Consider the following 16608-nt stretch of genomic DNA (forward strand, 5'->3'; position numbering starts at 1 on the left):
GGCGTCGACGTCGTCTGGCTATAAGGTCAGGCGTCCTGTCTCAGGTGCCATTGCCCTTGATCTGGGCGTAGCCGCCCTTCGCGTCCCACTTGTAGACAACGTAGTCGAGCTGCTTGATGTCGCCCTTGGCGTCATACTCGATCGGGCCGATCACGGTGTCCCACTTGCCGGCCTTCATCGCTTCCATGACCTTCTTGGCGTCGGTGGTGCCGGCCTTCTTGGCCGCCTGCGACCAGACCTGCATCGCCGCGTAGGTGTAGAGCGTGTAGCCTTCGGGATCGATGTTCTTGGCCTTGAAGGCGTCGACGATCTTCTTTGCGGTCGGCTTGTCGCGCGGATCGGGACCGAAGGTGAACAGCGTGCCTTCGCCGGCAGGGCCGGTGATGGAGGCGTATTCCTTGTCGGCAAGCGCGTCGCCGGCCATCAGGATCGTCTTGAGGCCCTGGTCACGCATCTGACGCAGGATCAAGCCGCTTTCCTGGTGGTAGCCACCGACATAAACGAGATCGATGTTGTCGCGCTTCAGGCGCGAGACGATCGCGTTGAAGTCCTTGTCGCCCTTGTTATAGGACTCGTACATCTTCTCGGTGACGCCGGCCTTGTTGAGCGCCTTCTTGGTTTCGTCCGCAAGACCCTTGCCGTAGGTGGTCTTGTCGTTGAGGATCGCGATGTTCTTGCCCTTGAAGTTCTTGGCGATGTACTGCGCCGCGATCAGGCCCTGCTGATCGTCACGGCCGCAGACGCGCGCCACGTTCCAGAGCTTGCGCTCGGTGAAGAGCGGGTTGGTCGAGGCCGGCGTGATCTCAAGCACGTTGCCGTCGGCATAGGCTTCGGAGGCGGGGATTGACGACGACGAGCAGTAATGCCCGGTGACGAACGGAATCTTGGCGCCGGCGATCTTTTCCGCGATCGAGCGCGCCTGCTTGGGATCGCAGGCATCGTCCTCGACGTTGAGCGCGAGCTTCTTGCCGTTGACGCCGCCGGCGGCGTTGATATCAGCCACGGCCATCTCGGCGCCGTTCTTCATCTGGCGGCCGAATGCGGACTCCGTGCCTGTCATCGGGCCTGCGACTGCGATGGTGACATCCTGCGCGAATGCCGCGCTCGACAGCGCGATCGAAGCGCCGAATGCCAGACCGATGAGCTTCAGTGATTTCATGAGATACCTCGTGGGTGATCGTCTGTGGAAGTTGCCGGGTTGGCCCGGTTCAAACCGGCGCCATTCTTGAATGAATCCCGGGAGAAGTCACCGGCAAAATACGCGCACTGCGGCAAAATTCGCAACATTCGACCGCACTCCGGCCCAATCAGCCGTGCCGGCCGCCCTCCAGATAGGCGGCGCGAATCTCGGGGCGCTGCAGCAACTCGGCGCCTGTTCCGGCAAGCGTGATCAGGCCATTGACCATGACGTAGCCGCGATGGGCAAGCTTGAGCGCATGGTTGGCGTTCTGCTCGACGATCAGGACGGTCAGGCCGTCCTGCCGGTTCAGGGTCCGGATCGCGTCAAAAATCTGCCGGGCGATCAGCGGTGCAAGCCCGAGCGAGGGTTCGTCGAGCAGGAGCAGGCGCGGACGGCTCATCAGGGCGCGCCCGATCGCCAGCATCTGCTGCTCGCCGCCGGACAGCGTGCCGCCGCGCTGGACGTAGCGCTCCTTCAGCCGCGGAAACAGCGTGAACACCCGATCCAGCGTCGCCTCGCGCTCCGCATCGGTGCATTCGGTGGCGTCCGCGCCCATCTGGAGGTTTTCCGCCACACTCATGCGCGGAAAGATGCGGCGGCCTTCCGGCGACTGCGCGATGCGCAGATGCGCGATCTCGTGGGTGGCGACGTCGGTGATGTCGCGGCCTTCGTACAGGATCTGTCCGGCGCGGGCGCGCGGCTTGCCGAAGATCGTCATCATCAGTGTCGATTTGCCGGCGCCGTTGGCGCCGATCAGCGCCACGATCTCGCCTGCATCGATCTGGACGTCGACGCCCTTCAGGGCCTCGATCTTACCGTAGGCGGCGTGCAAGCCGCGGATCGCGAGCAGGGGAGTGGGGGCGGACGTCACGACCCGCTCTCCATCACGGCTACAGCCTCTTCCTCGTCGGTGCCGAGATAGGCGGCGATCACCTTGGGGTCGTCCCGGACCTCTCGCGGCGTGCCCTGGGCGATCTTCACGCCATGGTCCATCACCACGATGTGGTCGGAGATCTCCATGACCACAGACATGTCGTGCTCGATCAAGAGGATCGAGGTGCCGAGCTCGTTGCGGATCGACAGCAAGAGCTCGCTGAGCGCGGCGCTCTCGCGCGCATTGAGGCCCGCGGCCGGCTCGTCCAGGCAGAGGAGCGCAGGCTCGGTGCACATCGCGCGCGCGATTTCGAGCCGGCGCTGGTCGCCATAAGCGAGGTTGCCGGCGGCGTCATCGGCGCGGTCGAACAGTTTGATCCGCTTGAGCCAGTCGGTGGCGAGCGCGATCGCCCGCTTCTCGGCGGCGCGATAGGTGGGGACGCCGATCAGGCCGAGCAACGTAAAGCCGGAGGCGAGCATCAAGGCATTGTGCTGCGCCACCATCAGGTTCTCGAGCGCCGTCATGCCGGGAAACAGCCGGATGTTCTGGAAGGTGCGGGCAACCTTGGCCTGCTTGGCGATGCGAAAATCGTTGAGCCGTTCCAGCGCGATTTGCCGGCCGTCGTCATGGGTGAGGCGAATGGCGCCGTCGCTCGGCTTGTAGAAACCGGTGATGCAGTTGAAAACGGTGGTCTTGCCGGCGCCGTTCGGCCCGATCAACGCGGTGATCTTTTTCCGTTCGGCTTCGAACGACAGCTCCTGCACCGCGACGATGCCGCCGAAACGCATGGTGAGCCGGTCGACGCTGAGAATTGGCTCGCCGCTCATCCATGCCCCTCCTTGACGAGGTCGGAGGAGATGACTTGCGCCTTGGTGAGATACACGGTCGGCGCGCGATGGCCGATGATGCCGCGCGGCCGCCAGATCATGATCAGCACCATCGCCATGCCGAACACCAGCATGCGGTAGTTCTCGAGGCTGCGGAACAGCTCGAAGCCGCCGATCATTGTGAGCGCCGCGAGCGCGACGCCGAGCTGCGAGCCCATGCCACCGAGCACGACGATGGCGAGCACCAGCGCCGATTCCTGGAAGGTGAAGGATTCCGGGCTGATGAAGCCCTGGCGGGTCGCGAAGAACGCGCCGGCAAAGCCGCCGAACATGGCGCCGGTCGCGAACGCCGTGAGCTTGGTGGTCGTGGTGTTGATGCCGAGCGCGCGGCAAGCGACCTCGTCCTCGCGCAGCGCCTCCCAGGCGCGGCCGATCGGCAGGCGGCGCAGCCGGATCGTAACCCAATTGGTCAGCAGCGCCAGCGCCAGGATCAAATAGAACAGGAAGACGATGCGATGGGTCGGCGAGTATTCGATGCCGAGTTTTGCCGCCAGCCCGTCGTCGCTGTTGTCGAGCGGAATGCCGAAGAAGGATGGGCGGGGAATGCCGGAGACGCCGTTCGGACCACCGGTCAGACTCTGCCAGTTGATGATGACGAGACGGATGATCTCGCCGAAGGCGAGCGTCACGATCGCAAGATAGTCGCCGCGCAGGCGCAACACGGGAAAGCCGAGCAGCACGCCCCAGAACGCGGCAAGGATGCCGGCGAGCGGCAGGCAGATCCAGAACGACCAGCCGAAACTGGTGGCGAGCAGCCCGTAGGAATAGGCGCCGACCGCGTAGAAGGCGACGTAGCCGAGATCGAGCAGGCCGGCGAGCCCGACCACGACGTTGAGGCCCCAGCCCAGCATCACATAGGTCAGCACGAGGATCGCGAGGTCGAGGATGTAGCGCTGGTTGTAGAAGATCACGGGCACCAGCAGCGTGAAGATCAGGAGTGCCGGTGCAAGGTAGCGGCCAATGAACGACATCCCGCTCTGCACGCTAGGTGGCACCAGCTTCTCGGCGCCGGTCGGGCCAATCCATTGCCTGAGCAGCTCGATCACGATCGAGCCGCCGAACACCGCACCGACGAGCGCGGCGACGTCGCCGAAGCGCGCCCAATAGGTGAGCTGGCCGTCGGAGCCCGCTTCGGTACGGATGCCGACCATCAGCGAGAACAACACCAGCGCGATCAGCGCGTTGATGAAGGCGGTCTTCAGAAGGAAGGGGATGCCGGCGGTGCGACTTGCTTTGGTGGTCTCGTGCGGGGTGGCTGTCACGCGGGGCGGTCCGTCAGACTTTTTCGACTTCGGGACGGCCAAGCAGGCCGGTCGGCATGAAAATCAGCACGACGATCAGGATCGAGAACGCGGCGACGTCCTTGTACTCGACCGAGAAATAGGCCGACCAGAACGTCTCGATCAGGCCGATCGCGAGTCCGCCGAGCATGGCGCCGGGCAGTGAGCCGATACCCCCGAGCACAGCGGCGGTGAAGGCCTTGATGCCGGCGACGAAGCCCATGAAGAAATCGACCAGGCCATAATAGAGCAGGTACATCAGGCCGGCGACCGCGGCGAGCGCAGCGCCGATCACGAAGGTCATGGAGATGGTGCGGTCGACGTCGACGCCGAGCAGCGCAGCCATGGTCTGGTCCTGCTCGCAGGCGCGCATGTCGCGCCCGAGCCGTGTGCGCGAGACCAGCCAGGTGAAGATTCCAAGCAGCACGATGGTGGTGATGACCACCATGATCTGGATGTTGGAGAGCTGGATCACGAAGCCGTCGGCGCTCTCATGCAGCGTGTAGCCGCCGGTGATGAAGGGCGGGATCGGCTTGACGCGCGCGCCCTGCGCTATCTGCGAGTAGTTGGTCAGCACGAAGGACATGCCGATCGCCGACAGCATCGGCGCGAGGCGGAAGGAATGGCGCAGCGGCCGGTAGGCGATGCGCTCGATGGTCCAGCCATAGAGTGCCGTGATCGCCATCGAGACCAGCAGCACGACCAGCAGGATCACCGGGATCGCGGTCAGGCCGAGCGAGATCAGGATCAGGAAGGTGATTAGCGCAATGAAGCCGCCGATCATGAAGATGTCGCCATGGGCGAAATTGATCATGCCGACGATGCCGTAGACCATCGTGTAGCCGATCGCGATCAGGCCGTAGATGGAGCCGAGCACGAGGCCGTTGATGAGCTGCTGGGCGAAATAATCCATAGGCTGCCGTTACCCAAACCTGACGCGACTCAAAGGGAGGTCTTCGAGAGAGTGCTTAAGTTTCTTCTCGGGCCCCGGCAGCCCTTGAGCGTTCTTCCCGTTTTGTAACAGCAGGGAACTGGTGGCTGCAACTGGCCATTGCCTCGGCATAAAGGCTTGTACAGAGATCATTTCGGCTACGGCTGGTCATATCCCGGTTCCCCGCACTGCAAGGAACCAGGTTCCGCGCGGCAACTAAATCGGCTGCCGCTTGTTGTCACGCACTGACGTCCAACAAGGGAGTTTCCCCCCAATGACGAAGCAGCAGAACCAGAATCCGGGCCAGCAGAACCAGAGCCCCGGCCAGCAGCGCCCAAGCCAGCAACCAGGGCAGCAGCAAGGCGGTGGGCAGAAACCCGGACAGCAGCAGCAGAACGACCCGATGCGCCAGGGCGACAAGCCCGGCCACCAGCAGGGTGGCCAGCACGGTCAGGACAATTAGGGAGCCGAGAGCCAAGGCTAACGAAGCGAACAAGGCTAATGAAGTGAAGCGGGCCCCGCCGAAAGGCGGGGCCTTCTTTGAATGAACCGGCCAGCCGGGCGATTAAGGTAAACAAAGGGTTTAAATTGCCGCCACAGTCCGATGCGAGTTAGCTCCCCCGGCAAAGCCTTCCGTCCGAAGGCGCGGTGCAGGCGAAGCGGGAAGCGGCATGTTCAGGAATTGGCGGATCGGCTCGGTCAACGGCGCGCTGCTGGCGGCTTATTTCATTCCGGCCTGGACGATGGTCGCCTTCAACATCGTGGTGGCGCCGGTGCACGGCCTCTACGAGCGGCCGAGCGTTGCCGTGGCGCTGTTCCTCAGCGACCAGCTTCAGATGTCCGGCCTGAGCACGGTGCGCGCCGCCTGGCTGCTGGCGCTCGGGCGCCTGACCGTGGTGGCGTTCCTCGCGATCTATCTTGCGCTGCTCGCCATTCCGCGCACCCGCAAGAGCGGAGCCAGCGACGAGGCGCTTGGCATTGCGCTAGCCATCGGCAGCCTGATCTCGTTTGTGAGCATGGTGATGGCCTCGAAGGTCGGCGAGATGGCCGCGCTTCGGCTGCACGCCACCGAGCTTCTTCTGCTGCTCGGTGCGGCGGTCGTGCTGGTGATCGAGCGGCCGGCTGCTGCGCCGAAGACCGTCGACGTCGCGGACACCGCGCAGCTAGGTCTCGAGCAGGCCGAGCTCCTGCACAATCGCTGAGGCTTCCTTGACGGCGTGGTTCGCCGCCGGAACGCCGCAATAGATCGCCTGCTGCAGCAAAATTTCCTTGACGTCGTCGGGGGTGAAGCCACCCTCGGCGAGCGCCGCGCGCACGTGCAGGCGGAATTCGTCCCATTGCCCAAGCGCGACCATGGTGCCGATCACCAGAACCCGCCGCGTGCGCTCATCGAAATGCGGCCGCGTCCAGATCTCGCCCCAGGCGTAGCGGGTGATCATGTCCTGGAAGTCGGTGTTGAAGGCGTTGCGGTTGGCGATCGACTTGTCGACCCAGGCATTGCCCAGCACTTTTCGGCGCACGTTCATGCCGGCATCGCGGCGCTTCTGGTCGTCCATGTTGTTTCCTCCTTCGTCATTGCGAGCGTAGCGAAGCAATCCAGTCTGCCGCTGCGGAGGGATTTCTGGATTGCTTCGCTGCGCTCGCAATGACGGCGTTGTGAGATCAGCGTTGCGTCAAGAAGCCCACGACCGCGTCGGTGAACGCGTGTGGCTGCTCGACGTTGGAAATGTGAGCGGCGTCGATGATGGTCATGCTCGCGCCGGGAATGTTCGAGCGGATCAGCTCGCCCGCAGAAATCGGGGTTGCCTGATCGTGGCGGCCGGCGATCACCAGCGTCGGGTTCTTGATGGCAGGCAGCAGCGCGCGCTGGTCGAGGGTCGATAGCGCCTCGCAGCAGGCGAGATAGCCCTCGACCGGGGTCGCGAGCAGCATCGCCTTCATCCTGGCGGCGATGTCAGGTTCGCGCTCGCGGAAATCCTGGGTGAGCCAGCCGGCGATCACGCCGTCGGCGACCGCGGCGATGCCGCCCTTCTTCACGGCGTCGATACGCTCCAGCCATTTGGTCGGCTCGGCGTAATAGCAGGAGGTATTGGCGAGGATGAGCTTGCCGAAGCGCTCCGGCGCGTTGGCGCCCAGCCATTGCCCGACCATTCCGCCCATCGACAGGCCGCACCAATGCACCTTTTCGATGTTGAGATCGTCGAGGATCGCAAGCACGTCGCGGCCGAAACGCTCCATCGAATAGGGAGCGGGCGGCACCTTGGACTTGCCGTGGCCGCGGCGGTCGTAGCGGATGACGCGGAACACCTGCGTCAGCGCCTTCATCTGCGGCTCCCACATCTGCAGCGTACAGCCGAGCGAGTTGGAGAGCATCAAGGTCGGCCCGCCGTCGCGGCCCTCGACGGAGACGTTGATCAGGCAACCGTCGGCATCGATCATGGGCATGCGGCGTCTCCGTTTTTATTTCCGCTCAGGGCTGCTCTATTCGCGGTCGAGGCTGTCGAGCAGCCGGTCGATCAAGACCTGCGACATCCCTTGATAGGCCATCGGCTCAAACAATGCCGTTATTTTCTCGGGCGTCAGATGCGCAGCGACCTGCGAATCGGCGGCGAGAATTTCGCGCAGATGTTTGTTCTCGGCAACCGCGCGCTTGCTCGCGGCCTCGATCAGATGATGCGCGTCGCTCTTGCCGATCTTGTCGGCGAGCGCAAAGGTGACGGCTTCCGCCATGATCAGCCCGTGCGTCGCGTCGAGATTGCTGCGCATGCGCGCGGCATCGACATCCAGCCCCTCGGCGATGTCGACGATGGCCGCAAGCGCGCCCGAGGTGACCAGCATCAATTGCGGCAGCGTCGGCCATTCCGCATGCCAGGGCCCGGCGCTGCGCTCGTGGTCCTGCACCTGGGCTGCAAAGATCGTCGCGGCGAGCTGCGGGGCCATGGTCGCGCAGCCGAGCGCGCTTGCGGCTGCGACCGGGTTGCGCTTGTGCGGCATGGTCGAGGACCCTCCGCGGCCCTCGCCGGCGGGCTCGAACGCTTCGCCGACGTCGGTCTGCATCATCAGCGAGACGTCGCGCGCGATCTTGCCGCAGCTTCCGGCGAGAATCGCGAAGCTTGAAGCGGCCTCCGCGATGCGGTCGCGATGGGTGTGCCAGGGCGCTTCCGGCAGCGGCAGGTTCAGCTCCCGCGCCAGCCGTTCGGCCACCGCGAGCCCGTTATCGCCGAGGGCTGCGAGCGTGCCGGCGGCGCCGCCGAATTGCAGCGCAAGGCCCTCGCGGCGGAGCCGCCGCAGCCGGCAGCGGGCGCGGGCGAGGCTCGATGCGTATTCGGCGGCCTTCAGCCCGAACGGCATCGGCAGCGCGTGCTGAAGCCAGGTCCGTGCCACCATCGCGGTGTTGCGATGGGCGCGGGCAAGTGTCGCAAAGCCCTTGATGGCGCGGTTGAGATCAGCGTCCAACGCATCGATGGCAGCGCGCAAGCCGAGCATGGTTGCGGTATCGATGACGTCCTGGCTGGTGGCACCCCAATGCACGTAGCGCGCAGCCTCGCCGTCGGCCTTGCCGACATTGGCGGTCAGCGCCTTGACCAGGGGGATTGCGAGATTGCCCGACCGGGTCGCGGCCTCGGCCAGCGCAGCCATGTCGAAGGCGTCAGCCTTGCAGGCGGCTTCGATCGGGCTTACCGAGCATACGGGAATCACACCCGCGGCGGCCTCGGCCCGGGCCAGGGCTGCCTCGAAATCGAGCATGTTCTGGAGCGTGGACCGGTCGTCGCAGACGACGCGCATGGCTGCGCTCGACAGCATCGGCGCAAGCAGGGGGGAAAGGGCTGTGCTCATGTTGCGCCGGACCTAATCACCATGCTTCGGCTCTGCCAATCCCTGACCGACCGCACAAGGCATTTTGCAGGTGCGAATATGCATTGCACGTGACCGGGGGCTGCCCTTTCCTTTGCGGCCTCCGTGCGTTACTTGAGCAATATTATTCAGATGCGATCCAGCTTCGATATCCCCGGAGACGCCCCATGGCCATGACAATGAACGGCGAAGTCCAGCTTGCGGCGCCGCGCGAGGCCGTGTGGGAGAAGCTCAACGACCCCTCGGTGCTCAAGGCCTGCATCCCCGGCTGCGAGGAGCTGGAGAAGACCGACGACGGCGGCTTTCGCGCAACGGCGAAGATGAAGGTCGGTCCGGTCTCGGCGCGCTTCAAGGGCAAGGTCACGCTGAGCGATCTCGACCCGCCGAACGGCTACAAGATCTCAGGCGAAGGCGAGGGCGGGGTGGCCGGCTTTGCCAAGGGCGGCGCGGTGGTCAAGCTCGCGGAGAAGGACGGCGGCACGCTGCTGTCTTACGACGTTGAGGCGCAGATCGGCGGCAAGTTGGCGCAGCTCGGGCAGCGCCTGATCAACGGCACCGCCAAGAAGCTGGCCGACGAGTTTTTCGCGAATTTCGCCAAGGCGGTACAAGGCTGAAGGCTATCGTCTTTCGGCATGGCGCCTTGCGTCCGGGGTGATGTTGCCCCAGGGCATAATGGCCCATATGATGGGTTGGAATAATTATAAGAACCGCTTCGACGGGACCCGTCGGGGCGCTGATAGAGAGTGCTTATGGCAAAAATCTCCCTCATCGTGAATGGCAATCCTGTTACCGGCAATGTCGACCCGCGTACGCTTCTGGTGCAGTTCCTGCGCGAGAATCTGCGGCTGACGGGTACCCATGTCGGCTGCGACACCTCGCAGTGCGGCGCCTGTGTGGTGCATCTCGACGGCAAGGCCGTGAAGTCCTGCACCACGCTGGCCGTGATGGCCGACGGCCACGAGGTCAAGACCATCGAGGGCCTGGCGGCCGATGGCGCGCCGCTGCATCCGATGCAGGAAGCCTTCCGCGAGCATCATGGCCTGCAGTGCGGCTTCTGCACACCGGGCATGATCATGACCGCGATCGATATCGTGCATCGCAAGGGCCACGAGGTCGACGATCACACCATCCGCGAGGAGCTGGAAGGCAATCTCTGCCGCTGCACCGGCTACCAGAACATCGTCGCCTCGATCGCCGCCGGCGCGAAGGCGATGGCGAAATCCGATCTCGCGTAACCGCGCGCCCTCCGCGATCAGGACACCCTCATGTACGAATTCAAATACCATCGCCCCGGGACCGTGCGGCAGGCTGCCAACCTCCTGGTGAAGAACGAAGACGCCAAGGTGATCGCCGGCGGTCACACGCTGATTCCGGTCATGAAGCAGCGGCTCGCAAGCCCCCCGCATCTGGTCGACCTCTCCCACATCGAGGGGCTGAACACGATCGAGATGAAGGGCCGTTCGCTGGTGATCGGCGCCACCGCCAGGCACGCCGAGGTCGCGACCTCCGCCATCGTCGGCGAGGCGATCCCGGCACTGGCCGATCTCGCCAGCCAGATCGGCGATCCCGCCGTGCGCCACAAGGGCACGATCGGCGGCTCGCTCGCCAACAACGATCCGACCGCGGATTATCCGGCCGCCGTGCTCGCACTCGGCGCGACTATCGTCACCAACAAGCGCCGCCTCAAGGCCGAGGAGTATTTCCAGGGTCTGTTCACGACCGCGCTGGAAGCCGACGAGATCATCACCAAGGTGATGTTCCCGCTGCCGAAGAAGGCGGCCTATATCAAGTTCCGCAACCAGGCCTCGCGCTATGCGCTGGTCGGCGTGTTCGTGGCACGGCGGCCCTCGGACGTGCGAGTCGCCGTGACCGGCGCCGGCTCGGACGGCGTATTCCGCGTCGAGGCCTACGAGGACGCGCTGAAGAAGCGGTTCTCGTCGAAGGTGCTGGATGGCATCGAGGTGCCGGCGGAAGGGCTGAACAGCGACATCCACGGCAGCGCCGAATACCGCGCCCATCTCATCGGCGTGCTGACGCGGCGCGCCCTCGACGCCGCCAACGCCAAGGAATGAGTGGGCCTCACGATCTGGCCCAATACTTGCCCCTTGTAAGGGCGTAGCGAGACTGGCTCTTTCATGACTTCAGCGACCTTGCCGGCATCGGTCGATGCGATGCTCGAACTTTTGACCTCGCGCGGCTATCTCGCCGAGCGGTCGCTGGCGACGGTGACGTATCTCTCGCTGCGCATGGGGCGGCCGCTGTTTCTCGAAGGCGAGGCCGGTGTCGGCAAGACCGAGATCGCAAAGGTGCTGTCGGCGGCGCTGGGGCGGAAGCTGATTCGCCTGCAGTGCTACGAAGGCCTCGACGTCTCCTCGGCGGTCTATGAGTGGAACAGCGCCGCGCAGATGATCGCGATCCGGATGGCGGAAGCCGCTGGCGATACCGATCGCGATCAGCTCTCGAGCGATATTTTTGCCGACCGCTACATGATCAAGCGGCCGCTGCTGCAGGCGCTGGAGCCCGACGTCGCCGGTCCGCCGGTGCTGCTGATCGACGAGCTCGACCGTGCCGACGAAGCATTCGAAGCCTATCTCCTGGAAATCCTCAGCGACTTCCAGGTGACGATCCCCGAATTCGGCACCGTGAAGGCGCCGCATCCGCCGATCGTCATCATCACCTCCAACCGCACCCGCGAGATTCACGACGCGCTGAAGCGGCGCTGTCTCTATCACTGGGTCGATTATCCCGCCGCCGATCGCGAGCTCGCGATCGTCAAGTCGCGCGTGCCGGGCATCTCGGCAAAGCTGTCGCAGCAGGTCGTGCGCTTTGTGCAGGCGCTGCGCAACCAGGACTTCTACAAGTCGCCTGGTGTCGCCGAGACCATCGACTGGGCCACCGCGCTGTCCGAGCTCGACGCCCGCTCGCTGACCCCGCAAGTGGTCGGAGACACGTTGGGCGCGCTGCTCAAATACCAGGACGACATCACGCGGATGCAGGGCGACACCCTGCAGAAGGTGCTGAAGGAAGCGACGAGCGACTAGCTCGTCATTCCGGGGCGCGCGTGGCGCGAACCCGGAATCCATGGTGCAGCGGTGACGGCGGATGAATGGATTCCGGGTTCGATGCTGCGCATCGCCCCGGAATGACGGCAGGGACACAGCAGACCATGGCCATCAACCACCTCGCGCCTGAGCAGACCGAGCAGTTCGCCGACAATATCGTCGGCTTTGCGCGTGCGCTGCGGGCGACCGGCATGCCGGTTGGTCCGGGCGCGGTGATCGATGCCATGAACGCGCTGCAGGTGATCGACATCGGCAGCCGCGCCGACGTCTTCACCACGCTGGAGGCGATCTTCGTCAAGCGCCACGAGCATGCGCTGATCTTCAAGCAGGCCTTCAACCTGTTCTTCCGCGCCTCCGAAGAGTGGAAGCACTTGCTGGATTCGGTGCCGCTGCCGGATGGCGCCAAGAAGAAGCCGCCGGCCGCCTCGCGCCGCGTCCAGGAGGCGATGTCGCAGCCGCGGATGACGGAGACGCAGCAACACCAGGAGCAGGATCTGCGCCTGTCGGTCTCCGACAAGGAGATCCTTCAGAAGAAGGATTTTGCGCAGATGAGCGCAGCCGAGATCGTCGAGGCGCTCCGTGCCATCGAGATGATGCGGCTGCCGCAGGCGGAGCTGTTGACGCGCCGGCACCAGCCCGATCCGCGCGGCCTGCGGCTCGACATGCGCCGGACGCTGCGCGCGTCGTTACGCACCGGCGGCGATATCATCGACCTCCATCGCCTCGGGCGGATCGAGAAGCCGGCCCCGATCGTGGCGCTGCTCGATATCTCGGGATCGATGAGCGAGTATACCCGCCTGTTCCTGCATTTCCTGCATGCCGTCGGCGACGCGCGCAAGCGCGTCTCGGTGTTCCTGTTCGGGACGCGGCTCACCAATGTGACACGCGCGTTACGCCAGCGCGATCCCGACGAGGCGCTGGCAAGCTGCTCGGCGGCAGTCGAGGACTGGGCCGGCGGCACGCGGATCTCGGCCTCGCTGCACAACTTCAACAAATTGTGGGCGCGGCGGGTGCTGAGCCAGGGCGCCATCGTGCTCTTGATCTCTGATGGGCTGGAGCGGGAGGCCGATTCCAGGCTGGCCTTCGAGATGGACCGGCTGCACCGGTCCTGCCGGCGGCTGATCTGGCTGAACCCGCTGCTGCGGTTCGGCGGCTTCGAGGCCAAGGCCCAGGGCATCAAAATGATGCTCCCGCACGTTGACGAATTTCGTCCCGTGCATAATTTGAGCTCTATCCAGGAGCTGATCACCACGCTGTCCCGGCCGCTGCCGCCGCATCACCGCAGCCTGATCCGCCCCGCAGCCTGAGAGGCAAAGCCATGCTCGATCGCGACGAGGATATTCTGAAGGCGGCGGAGGACTGGCAGAAGGCCGGCCGTGGCGTCGCGCTGGCAACCGTGGTCGAGACCTGGGGCTCGGCCCCGCGCCCGGCGGGCTCGAGCCTCGTCATCAACGACCAAGGCACGTTTCTCGGCTCGGTCTCCGGCGGCTGCGTCGAAGGCGCCGTGGTCACCGAAGCCATGGACGTGATCGAGAGCGGCAAGCCCAGGATGCTCGAGTTCGGCGTCGCCGACGAGACCGCCTGGAATGTCGGTCTGTCCTGCGGCGGCACTATTCGCGTCTTCGTCGAGAAGGTCGGCTAGCCGTGAAGCTCGCAATCCTGCACGAACTCAATGCCGAGCGCGCCGCGCGCCGGCCGGTGATTTTGGTGACCGACACCGAAAGCGGCGAGCAGCGCCTGGTGAAATCAGCGGATTTCGCCAAGGATCCGCTGCGCGCCGAGCTGGACAAGCAGCTTCGCATGGGCAAAAGCGCCAACGTCGAGGCCGGCGGCAAGAAGCTGTTCCTCAACGTCTACGCGCCGACCGCAAAGCTCGTCATCGTCGGCGCGGTCCATATCAGCCAGGCGCTGGCGCCGCTGGCGCGCTCGCTCGGCTACGACGTCACCGTGGTCGATCCGCGCACCGCCTTTGCGAGCCCCGAGCGCTTCCCCGATATTCCCCTGGTCGCGGAGTGGCCGGATACGGCGCTGCCGCCGCTCAACGTCGATGCCTACACCGCCTTCGTCGCGGTGACGCACGATCCGAAGATCGACGACCCAGCACTGCTGCACGCGTTCGAGCGCAACTGCTTCTATATCGGCGCGCTCGGCTCGCGGAAGACGCACGCCAAGCGCGGCGACCGGCTGCGGGCGCAGGGCGCCAGGGACACCGACATCGCGCGCATCCACGCGCCCATTGGGCTTGCGATCGGCGCGGTCTCGCCGTCCGAGATCGCGGTGTCGATCATGGCCGAGATCACCGCGGTGCTCCGGCTGCCGCCAAAAGAAAAAGAAGAAGCGGCATGAAGTTCGGTCCGGCGAGCCCCAGGGAAGCGATCGGCGGGGTGACCGTTCACACCCTGCGCCAGGGTCCGCTGGTGCTGAAGAAGGGCACGACGATCGGGCCCGCCGAGGTTGAGGCGCTGACGCGCGCCGGCATCAAGGACGTCGTGGTGGTCCGGATGGAGGAGGGCGACGTCACCGAGGACGTCGCGGCCGCCAGCATTGCGCTCGCGATCGGCGGCGAGGGCATTCATGTCGAGCGCGCCTTCACCGGCCGCGCCAATTTGTTCGCCGCGCGCCCGGGTCTGCTGGTGATCGACCGCGCCGCAGTCGACCGCATCAACAATATCGACGAGGCCATCACCTTCGCCACGCTCGCTGCCTACAAGCCGGTGGTCGAAGGCGAGATGGTCGGCACCGTCAAGATCATCCCGTTCGGCGTTGAAGGAGACTTGCGCGATGCCGCGGTGAAGGCCGCCGGCAAGGACGTGCTGAAAATCGCGCCCTACGTCATCAAGCGCGTTGGCGTGGTCTCGACTCTGTTGCCGGGCTTGTCCTCCAAAGTGGTCGACAAGACGCTGCGCGTCACCGCCGAGCGCCTCGCGCCGGCCGGCGCCGGCATCATTGCCGAGCGTCGCGTGCAGCATGACGAGCGCGCGCTGTCGGCGGCAATCAAGGAATTGCTCGCCCTCGGCGCCGAGCTCGTGATCGTGTTCGGCGCGTCGGCGATCGCCGACCGCCGCGACGTGATCCCGGCCGCGGTCACCGAGATCGGCGGCGAGATCGAGCATTTCGGCATGCCGGTCGATCCCGGCAATCTGCTTCTGATCGCGCGCGCCGGCAGCGTGCCGGTGCTGGGAGCGCCGGGCTGCGCACGTTCGCCGGTCGAGAACGGTTTTGACTGGGTGCTGATGCGACTGCTCGCCGGCATCAAGGTGACGCGCTCCGAGCTGATGGGCATGGGCGTCGGCGGCCTCCTGATGGAGATCGTGACTCGGCCGCAGCCGCGCGCCAAGCCGGAGATCGAGCGCAACAGCCGGGTCGCCGCCATCATGCTCGCCGCCGGGCGCTCGACCCGCATGGGCGGGCCGAACAAGCTGCTGGCCGAGCTCGACGGCAAGAAGGTGGTGCGGATCGCAACCGAGCAGGCGCTGGCCTCGAGAGCATCCGAGGTGATCGTCGTCACCGGCCATCAGACCGAGCTGGTCGAGCAGGCGCTCGAGGGCCTGAAGGTGCGTTTCGCCAGGAATCCGGATTTCGCCGGTGGCATTGCGAGCTCGGTCAAGGCCGGTATCGCGGCCGTGTCTGACGCGAGCGACGGCGCCGTGGTCTGCCTCGGCGACATGCCACTGATCGACGCCGGCCTGATCGACCGTCTCATCGACGGCTTTGCGCCGGACCGCGGCAATCTCATCGTCGTGCCCGTCAGCGACGGCCGCCGCGGCAATCCCGTGCTGTGGTCGCGCCGCTTCTTTGGGGAGCTGATGACGCTCGACGGCGACGTCGGCGCGCGGCATTTGATTGCCAAGCACTCCGAAGCAGTGACCGAGGTGCCCGTCGACGGCGAGGGCGCCTTCCTCGACATCGACACGCCGCAGGCGCTGGAGGCAGCAAGACGGGGATGACGGTGCAGTAGGGTGGGCAAAGGCGCGCCGCGCCGTGCCCACCATCCCTCCGCGCTGAGCCGTTGAATTGGTGGGCACACTACGCTTTGCCCACCCTACGGCACCTCGCAATCGTCCCGTTTCGACCACTCGTTCACCATCTGGAAACGGTCCGCCGCTTAGAGTCCTCCGCACCTGCCTTGGGGGGAGGGGCTTTTCCATGGTTTCGAACGTCGTCGCGCGCCGCTGCGCGATGTTTTTCTTTGCGCTGTCGGTTTGTGTCGCCGGTGCCCGTCATATCACCGAAGCCCATGCCGCCGGCGCGTTTGCCGTCGGCAAGTGCGGCGCCTTTGGCCAGGCCTATGATTATGGTGTCGAGCACGAGGCGCGTGCCGCGGCACAAAAGCAGTGCAAGGGCGACTGCACGACGGTGACGATGAAGCGCGCCTGTGCGGCGATGTCGGTCGACATGGCCAATCCCTGCGGCGCCTATGGCTACGCCGTGAAGCCGAAGATCTCAGCCACGCTCAATGCCGCCACGCGCGAATGCTACAAATATGGCGGCAAGGAATGCGTGATCCGCGCCTGGGCCTGCGACGCCAAGGGTTGAGCA

19 protein-coding genes are annotated in these 16608 nt (G+C 65.2%); 11 read left to right on the top strand and 8 right to left on the bottom strand.

Features of this window, described 5'->3' with window-relative positions; translation table 11 throughout:
- Positions 1-40: 40 nt before the first annotated feature.
- The 5 genes from ABIC09_RS08720 to ABIC09_RS08740 all read right to left on the bottom strand — a co-directional run bounded on the left by ABIC09_RS08720 (position 41) and on the right by ABIC09_RS08740 (position 5134).
- Positions 41-1159 carry a branched-chain amino acid ABC transporter substrate-binding protein gene (locus ABIC09_RS08720; protein WP_148751504.1) on the bottom strand — a complete coding sequence of 373 codons (1119 nt, stop codon included), beginning with the start codon at positions 1157-1159 and terminating at the stop codon, positions 41-43.
- A gap of 148 nt (positions 1160-1307) precedes the next feature.
- Positions 1308-2051: an ABC transporter ATP-binding protein gene (locus ABIC09_RS08725; protein WP_354083873.1), complete on the bottom strand. Its 744-nt coding sequence runs from the start codon at positions 2049-2051 to the stop codon at positions 1308-1310.
- On the bottom strand, positions 2048-2881 hold the full coding sequence (locus ABIC09_RS08730) for an ABC transporter ATP-binding protein (protein ID WP_148751506.1): 834 nt from the start codon (positions 2879-2881) through the stop codon (positions 2048-2050). Before ABIC09_RS08730 ends, ABIC09_RS08725 begins: the two co-directional genes overlap by 4 nt.
- Positions 2878-4203, bottom strand: a complete 1326-nt coding sequence (gene livM, locus ABIC09_RS08735; RefSeq protein ID WP_148751507.1) for a high-affinity branched-chain amino acid ABC transporter permease LivM — start codon at positions 4201-4203, stop codon at positions 2878-2880. The genes ABIC09_RS08730 and livM overlap by 4 nt, the downstream gene beginning before the upstream one ends.
- A 13-nt stretch (positions 4204-4216) precedes the next feature.
- Complete coding sequence (locus ABIC09_RS08740) at positions 4217-5134, bottom strand: ABC transporter permease subunit (RefSeq protein ID WP_148751508.1); 918 nt, start codon at positions 5132-5134, stop codon at positions 4217-4219.
- Positions 5135-5426: 292 nt separating this feature from the next.
- On the opposite strand from ABIC09_RS08740, the gene ABIC09_RS08745 reads away from it, so the two are divergent.
- Both ABIC09_RS08745 and ABIC09_RS08750 read left to right on the top strand, forming a co-directional pair.
- Positions 5427-5615, top strand: coding sequence for a hypothetical protein (locus tag ABIC09_RS08745; protein ID WP_354109016.1), 189 nt, complete (start codon positions 5427-5429; stop codon positions 5613-5615).
- A 208-nt stretch (positions 5616-5823) separates the two neighbouring features.
- Complete coding sequence (locus tag ABIC09_RS08750) at positions 5824-6354, top strand: hypothetical protein (RefSeq protein WP_354109017.1); 531 nt, start codon at positions 5824-5826, stop codon at positions 6352-6354.
- Here ABIC09_RS08750 and ABIC09_RS08755 read toward each other — a convergent pair.
- The 3 genes from ABIC09_RS08755 to ABIC09_RS08765 form a co-directional block, all read right to left on the bottom strand.
- Positions 6316-6708: a carboxymuconolactone decarboxylase family protein gene (locus ABIC09_RS08755; RefSeq protein WP_354109018.1), complete on the bottom strand. Its 393-nt coding sequence runs from the start codon at positions 6706-6708 to the stop codon at positions 6316-6318. The two genes, ABIC09_RS08750 and ABIC09_RS08755, sit on opposite strands and share 39 nt — an antisense overlap.
- A 106-nt stretch (positions 6709-6814) precedes the next feature.
- A complete protein-coding gene (gene pcaD / locus ABIC09_RS08760) occupies positions 6815-7597 on the bottom strand; it encodes a 3-oxoadipate enol-lactonase (protein ID WP_354109019.1) in 783 nt (260 codons plus the stop codon).
- 36 nt (positions 7598-7633) lie between these two features.
- Positions 7634-8989 carry a 3-carboxy-cis,cis-muconate cycloisomerase gene (locus ABIC09_RS08765; RefSeq protein ID WP_354109020.1) on the bottom strand — a complete coding sequence of 452 codons (1356 nt, stop codon included), beginning with the start codon at positions 8987-8989 and terminating at the stop codon, positions 7634-7636.
- A 185-nt stretch (positions 8990-9174) separates the two neighbouring features.
- Here ABIC09_RS08765 and ABIC09_RS08770 point away from each other — a divergent pair, with 185 nt between their 5' ends.
- From ABIC09_RS08770 to ABIC09_RS08810, 9 genes are all read left to right on the top strand, one after another.
- Complete coding sequence (locus ABIC09_RS08770) at positions 9175-9621, top strand: SRPBCC family protein (RefSeq protein ID WP_148751513.1); 447 nt, start codon at positions 9175-9177, stop codon at positions 9619-9621.
- 135 nt (positions 9622-9756) lie between these two features.
- Positions 9757-10242, top strand: a complete 486-nt coding sequence (locus tag ABIC09_RS08775; protein WP_148751514.1) for a (2Fe-2S)-binding protein — start codon at positions 9757-9759, stop codon at positions 10240-10242.
- A 30-nt stretch (positions 10243-10272) separates the two neighbouring features.
- Positions 10273-11079 (top strand): FAD binding domain-containing protein, encoded by an 807-nt coding sequence (locus ABIC09_RS08780; RefSeq protein WP_354109021.1) that lies wholly within the window; start codon positions 10273-10275, stop codon positions 11077-11079.
- A gap of 63 nt (positions 11080-11142) precedes the next feature.
- On the top strand, positions 11143-12048 hold the full coding sequence (locus tag ABIC09_RS08785) for an AAA family ATPase (protein ID WP_148751516.1): 906 nt from the start codon (positions 11143-11145) through the stop codon (positions 12046-12048).
- Between the two features lie 125 nt (positions 12049-12173).
- Positions 12174-13376 carry a vWA domain-containing protein gene (locus ABIC09_RS08790; protein WP_354109022.1) on the top strand — a complete coding sequence of 401 codons (1203 nt, stop codon included), beginning with the start codon at positions 12174-12176 and terminating at the stop codon, positions 13374-13376.
- Between the two features lie 11 nt (positions 13377-13387).
- Entirely contained in the window at positions 13388-13711 is a 324-nt protein-coding gene (locus ABIC09_RS08795; protein WP_354109023.1) for an XdhC family protein, read from the top strand.
- A 2-nt stretch (positions 13712-13713) separates the two neighbouring features.
- On the top strand, positions 13714-14415 hold the full coding sequence (locus tag ABIC09_RS08800) for an XdhC family protein (RefSeq protein WP_354109024.1): 702 nt from the start codon (positions 13714-13716) through the stop codon (positions 14413-14415).
- Positions 14412-16016: an NTP transferase domain-containing protein gene (locus tag ABIC09_RS08805; protein WP_354109025.1), complete on the top strand. Its 1605-nt coding sequence runs from the start codon at positions 14412-14414 to the stop codon at positions 16014-16016. Before ABIC09_RS08800 ends, ABIC09_RS08805 begins: the two co-directional genes overlap by 4 nt.
- A 199-nt stretch (positions 16017-16215) precedes the next feature.
- Complete coding sequence (locus ABIC09_RS08810) at positions 16216-16605, top strand: DUF4189 domain-containing protein (RefSeq protein ID WP_354033309.1); 390 nt, start codon at positions 16216-16218, stop codon at positions 16603-16605.
- The last annotated feature ends 3 nt before the right edge of the window (positions 16606-16608 follow it).

Origin of the sequence: Bradyrhizobium sp. S3.12.5 (assembly GCF_040548225.1) — a bacterium.
GTDB lineage: Bacteria > Pseudomonadota > Alphaproteobacteria > Rhizobiales > Xanthobacteraceae > Bradyrhizobium > Bradyrhizobium cytisi.

What these genes read in the sequence shown, in the direction of transcription:
- ABIC09_RS08720 (WP_148751504.1), bottom strand. Translation starts at nt 1,159, where the DNA reads ATGAAATCACTGAAGCTCATCGGTCTGGCATTCGGCGCTTCGATCGCG.
- ABIC09_RS08730 (WP_148751506.1), bottom strand. Translation starts at nt 2,881, where the DNA reads ATGAGCGGCGAGCCAATTCTCAGCGTCGACCGGCTCACCATGCGTTTC.
- ABIC09_RS08740 (WP_148751508.1), bottom strand. Translation starts at nt 5,134, where the DNA reads ATGGATTATTTCGCCCAGCAGCTCATCAACGGCCTCGTGCTCGGCTCC.
- ABIC09_RS08745 (WP_354109016.1), top strand. Translation starts at nt 5,427, where the DNA reads ATGACGAAGCAGCAGAACCAGAATCCGGGCCAGCAGAACCAGAGCCCC.
- ABIC09_RS08750 (WP_354109017.1), top strand. Translation starts at nt 5,824, where the DNA reads ATGTTCAGGAATTGGCGGATCGGCTCGGTCAACGGCGCGCTGCTGGCG.
- ABIC09_RS08755 (WP_354109018.1), bottom strand. Translation starts at nt 6,708, where the DNA reads ATGGACGACCAGAAGCGCCGCGATGCCGGCATGAACGTGCGCCGAAAA.
- pcaD (WP_354109019.1), bottom strand. Translation starts at nt 7,597, where the DNA reads ATGCCCATGATCGATGCCGACGGTTGCCTGATCAACGTCTCCGTCGAG.
- ABIC09_RS08765 (WP_354109020.1), bottom strand. Translation starts at nt 8,989, where the DNA reads ATGAGCACAGCCCTTTCCCCCCTGCTTGCGCCGATGCTGTCGAGCGCA.
- ABIC09_RS08770 (WP_148751513.1), top strand. Translation starts at nt 9,175, where the DNA reads ATGGCCATGACAATGAACGGCGAAGTCCAGCTTGCGGCGCCGCGCGAG.
- ABIC09_RS08775 (WP_148751514.1), top strand. Translation starts at nt 9,757, where the DNA reads ATGGCAAAAATCTCCCTCATCGTGAATGGCAATCCTGTTACCGGCAAT.
- ABIC09_RS08780 (WP_354109021.1), top strand. Translation starts at nt 10,273, where the DNA reads ATGTACGAATTCAAATACCATCGCCCCGGGACCGTGCGGCAGGCTGCC.
- ABIC09_RS08785 (WP_148751516.1), top strand. Translation starts at nt 11,143, where the DNA reads ATGACTTCAGCGACCTTGCCGGCATCGGTCGATGCGATGCTCGAACTT.
- ABIC09_RS08790 (WP_354109022.1), top strand. Translation starts at nt 12,174, where the DNA reads ATGGCCATCAACCACCTCGCGCCTGAGCAGACCGAGCAGTTCGCCGAC.
- ABIC09_RS08795 (WP_354109023.1), top strand. Translation starts at nt 13,388, where the DNA reads ATGCTCGATCGCGACGAGGATATTCTGAAGGCGGCGGAGGACTGGCAG.
- ABIC09_RS08805 (WP_354109025.1), top strand. Translation starts at nt 14,412, where the DNA reads ATGAAGTTCGGTCCGGCGAGCCCCAGGGAAGCGATCGGCGGGGTGACC.
- ABIC09_RS08810 (WP_354033309.1), top strand. Translation starts at nt 16,216, where the DNA reads ATGGTTTCGAACGTCGTCGCGCGCCGCTGCGCGATGTTTTTCTTTGCG.